General features: G+C 67.9%; 6 protein-coding genes and 1 pseudogene. All 7 read left to right on the top strand.

Going from position 1 to position 3428, the window contains the following annotated elements; genetic code table 11:
• Positions 1 to 159, top strand: a pseudogene (locus tag AC5JJ2_RS11005) (DUF1552 domain-containing protein); the annotation flags it as partial.
• 60 nt (positions 160 to 219) lie between these two features.
• On the top strand, positions 220 to 495 hold the full coding sequence (locus tag AC5JJ2_RS11000) for a hypothetical protein (protein WP_495858033.1): 276 nt from the start codon (positions 220 to 222) through the stop codon (positions 493 to 495).
• Entirely contained in the window at positions 492 to 758 is a 267-nt protein-coding gene (locus AC5JJ2_RS10995; protein ID WP_495858032.1) for a hypothetical protein, read from the top strand. Before AC5JJ2_RS11000 ends, AC5JJ2_RS10995 begins: the two co-directional genes overlap by 4 nt.
• Before the next feature lie 15 nt (positions 759 to 773).
• Positions 774 to 1049 (top strand): hypothetical protein, encoded by a 276-nt coding sequence (locus tag AC5JJ2_RS10990; RefSeq protein WP_495858031.1) that lies wholly within the window; start codon positions 774 to 776, stop codon positions 1047 to 1049.
• Entirely contained in the window at positions 1046 to 1318 is a 273-nt protein-coding gene (locus tag AC5JJ2_RS10985; protein WP_495858030.1) for a hypothetical protein, read from the top strand. The genes AC5JJ2_RS10990 and AC5JJ2_RS10985 overlap by 4 nt, the downstream gene beginning before the upstream one ends.
• Positions 1319 to 1440: 122 nt before the next feature.
• Positions 1441 to 1989, top strand: coding sequence for a GNAT family N-acetyltransferase (locus tag AC5JJ2_RS10980; protein WP_495858029.1), 549 nt, complete (start codon positions 1441 to 1443; stop codon positions 1987 to 1989).
• A gap of 26 nt (positions 1990 to 2015) precedes the next feature.
• The gene (locus AC5JJ2_RS10975) at positions 2016 to 3251 is read left to right on the top strand and encodes a M16 family metallopeptidase (protein WP_495858028.1); all 1236 of its coding nucleotides are present in this window, start codon (positions 2016 to 2018) and stop codon (positions 3249 to 3251) included.
• Positions 3252 to 3428: the final 177 nt, after the last annotated feature.

The following is a 3428-nucleotide window of genomic DNA, read 5'->3' as shown; positions in this document are numbered from 1 at the left end:
GGCGGCGGGTTCAAGCACGCCGGCCACCTGGCGTTCGACCGGGAGCGGAACTACCCGCTGCCGAACCTGTTCGTGTCGATGCTCCAGCGGCTGGGGCTGCCGGCGGACAAGTTCGCCAGCTCCACCGGCACGCTCCGCGGCCTGGACGCGGCGGGGTGACGCCGTCTTTCTTTCGTCCCAGGCAGCGGGTATGATCCCTGTCACACGGGAGGCGATTCGATGGGACGGCTTGTTCTCGACCAAACTCAATCCGATCAGGTTCACGGGGCGCGATTTCCCGTGGAGGTGTGCGACAGCGCCGGCGTCGTGCTGGGCAAGTTCGTGCCCGCGGGGGTGTACCGGGAATGGATCGAGGACCCCGAGTTCTTTGAACCCATCGACGAGGCCACGCGGCAAGAAGCCCTCCGCGACTTGGCCGCGGGCCGGTTGCGGACGACCGCGGACTTGCTGGCCGAGTTCGAGCGCATCCGGCAGACGCCGAGGAACCGGCCGTGACGTACCGGGTCGTTTGGACCAACCGGGCGTTCGATGTCACCCGCCTCGCGTTCTTCCGGGCGTGGGAAATGGGCGGCGACCACGCCGCCATCGATCGCGCGCTCGCGGACCTGAACGGGCAGTTGGCGACCGACCCGCTGACGTTCGGCGAATCCCGCGACGGCAACGAACGCATCGGCTTTCAGCGCCCGCTCGTCGTTCAATTCGAGCCGTACCCGGCCCGCGGGGTTGTTATCGTTTACGACGCCTACGTGCGGACCTGATTCGGAGGATGAACGATGGGTCGGTTGGTCGTGGACTCGGATCAACTCCAAAAACTCGAAGGCGGTCAAAGGGCCGCCGACGTGTGCGACGACACGGGGCGGGTGTTGGGCCGGTTCGTGCCGCAGGACGAGTACGTTCGCATGATGTACGAGATCGAGCGGGCACAACCGTCGGACGCGGACGCGCGGCAGCTCGGGCGGGAGGACTTCGCGGCCGGGCGGTGTGTCACGACCGAGGAACTGTTGCGAGGGCTGGACGAGATCGACCGCACGTTCGTGAAGGCTCCGTGAGCTACCGCGTCGTTTGGGCCGCACGGGCCCGTGAAATCATCGACACCCACTACTTCCTGGCATCGGAGAAAGGCGGCGACGCGCTAGCCTTGCGGGTCGCCGTGAGCCGGATCGAGACCCAACTCGCGGCCGACCCGACCGCGGTTGGCGAATCGCGGGACGACGGCGAACGAGTACTGATCGTCGAGCCGATCACCGTCCATTACGAGATTTTCGACAACCAGCACGTCGTACTCATCTACAAGGTCCGCGTCTGGACGACTTCGTGATTCGCGGCACTCGTTCCTTCATCTGTCTCCGCGACCTCCGCTTTGAAATCGAACCGAAGGATTGCCGCGCAAGTTTCGGCGTGTGGTAGAATTTCGTCTTCGCTCCCGCCGCGAGGCCCGCCGTGCCGGACGAGTACCTGAAGCGCCACCGCATGCGCCGCGACCTGGACGGGCCGGTCGCCGTGCCGCCGCTGCCGGCCGGGTTCCGGTGGCGGCCGTGGCACGATTCCCTCGTGGACGCGCACGCCGACGTGCTGCTCGAGGCGTTCGCCGGCGAACCCGACGCGCTCATTTTCCCCAGCCTGCGGACGGCCACCGGCTGCCGAATGCTCATGCGGGCCGTCCGGGACATCGACACGTTCTGCCCGGCCGCGACATGGCTACTCGACGGCCCGACCGGGCCGGTCGGCGCGATCCAGGGGCTGACCTGCGGCGGTATCCAGAACGTTGCGGTGCTGCCCGACGCCCGCGGCCGCGGGTTCGGCACGGCCCTCGTCCTGAAGGCGCTGGCCGGGTATTTCGCCGTCGGCGTTCGCGAAGTCGAGCTGGAAGTGACGGCCGCGAACGCGGCGGCCGTCGCGCTCTACCGTCGGTTGGGGTTTCGTGCGTATAAATCCCTGTACCGGTCCGTTGACCTCCCCGACCGCGGCATGGTCGGCCTCGGCCTCTGAACCCTCCCGCACGGAAGGCCCCATCGTTGGCTAACACCGTCTTCACCCACACGCTCCCCAACGGCCTCGTCCTGCTCGCCGAGCCGATGGACTACGTCCGGTCGGCGGCCGTCTACTTCCTCATCCCGGCCGGGTGCGGGTACGAGGCGGCGACGGACGGCGGCCTCGCGTCCGCCCTGTCCGAGATGATCAACCGCGGGGCCGGCGACCGGGACAGCGAGCAGCTCATGCTCGCCCTCGACTCGCTCGGCGTCGATCACAACGTCGGCCCCGGCCTGCTCAACATGTTCCTGTCCGGCAGCACGGTCGCGAAGAACCTCCCGGCCGCGCTCGACCTGTTCGCCGACATCGTGCTGCGGCCGCAGCTGCCGCCGGACGACCTGGAGGCGGTGCAGTCGCAGTTGCTGCAAGACCTGCAAGGGCTGGACGACTCGCCGCAAGAGCAGGTGATGCTCGAGTTGCAGAAGCGGTACTACCCGTCGCCGCTCAACAAGGACCGGTACGGCACGGAAGAGACGATCACCGGGCTGACGATCGACAAGATGCGGTCGTTCCACCGGCGGTTCTTCCGGCCGAACGGCACGATCATCTCCGTCGCCGGGCGGATCGACTGGCCGCGGCTGAAGGACCAGGTCGAGCGGCTGTTCGGCGGGTGGCCGCGGGGCGAGGAGTACGTCCTCCCCATCGACGCGGCGCACGTCCCGACCTCCGGGCACATCGCGAAGGACAAGCAGCAGACGCAGATCACGCTCGCGTTCCCGAGCGTCAGCGTCACGGACCCGCACTACTTCGCGGCCCGCGGCGCGGTCGGCGTGCTGTCGTCCGGCATGAGTTCCCGCCTCTTCACCGAAGTCCGCGAGAAGCGGGGCCTGTGCTACTCCGTGTACGCCTCGCACGAGGCGATGAAGGACCGCGGCACGATCGTCGGCTACTCCGGCACGCGGCCCGAGCGGGCGCAGGAGACGCTCGACGTGATGCTCGCCGAGTTCCAGAAGCTCCGCGACGGCGTGCAGCAGGACGAGATCGACCGGACGAAGGCCGGGCTGAAAACGTCGCTCATCATGCAGCAGGAATCGACCTCCGCCCGCGCCGGGGCCATCGCCCGCGACTGGTATTACCTCGGCCGCGTCCGGTCGTTCGACGAGATTCAGCGGGAACTCGACTCCCTCACGCCGAAGAAGGTGACGGACTACGCGGACGCCTTCCCGTTCCAAAACCCGACCGTCGTGACGTTGGGACCGACGGAACTCAAGATCAGCTAGCCGTCTTGTAGGGTGGGCCGAGTCTTCGAGGCCCACCGAATCAACTCCCTCTCCCCCGGCTCTGCGGGGGAGAGGGCCGGGGTGAGGGGGAAGGGCGTCCCGGACTGAGAGACGCTCCTCCCTGGTGAGGGAGGTTTGACCCCCTCACCCTAACCCTCTCCCCCGCAGAGCCGGGGG

Source organism: Limnoglobus sp., from assembly GCF_059499385.1.
Note: the sequence above shows the minus strand (reverse complement) of the source record. Positions and strands in the feature narration are given on the sequence as shown.

Coding starts and splice junctions, on each gene's coding strand:
- AC5JJ2_RS11000 (WP_495858033.1), top strand. CDS start 220: ATGGGACGGCTTGTTCTCGACCAAACTCAATCCGATCAGGTTCACGGG.
- AC5JJ2_RS10990 (WP_495858031.1), top strand. CDS start 774: ATGGGTCGGTTGGTCGTGGACTCGGATCAACTCCAAAAACTCGAAGGC.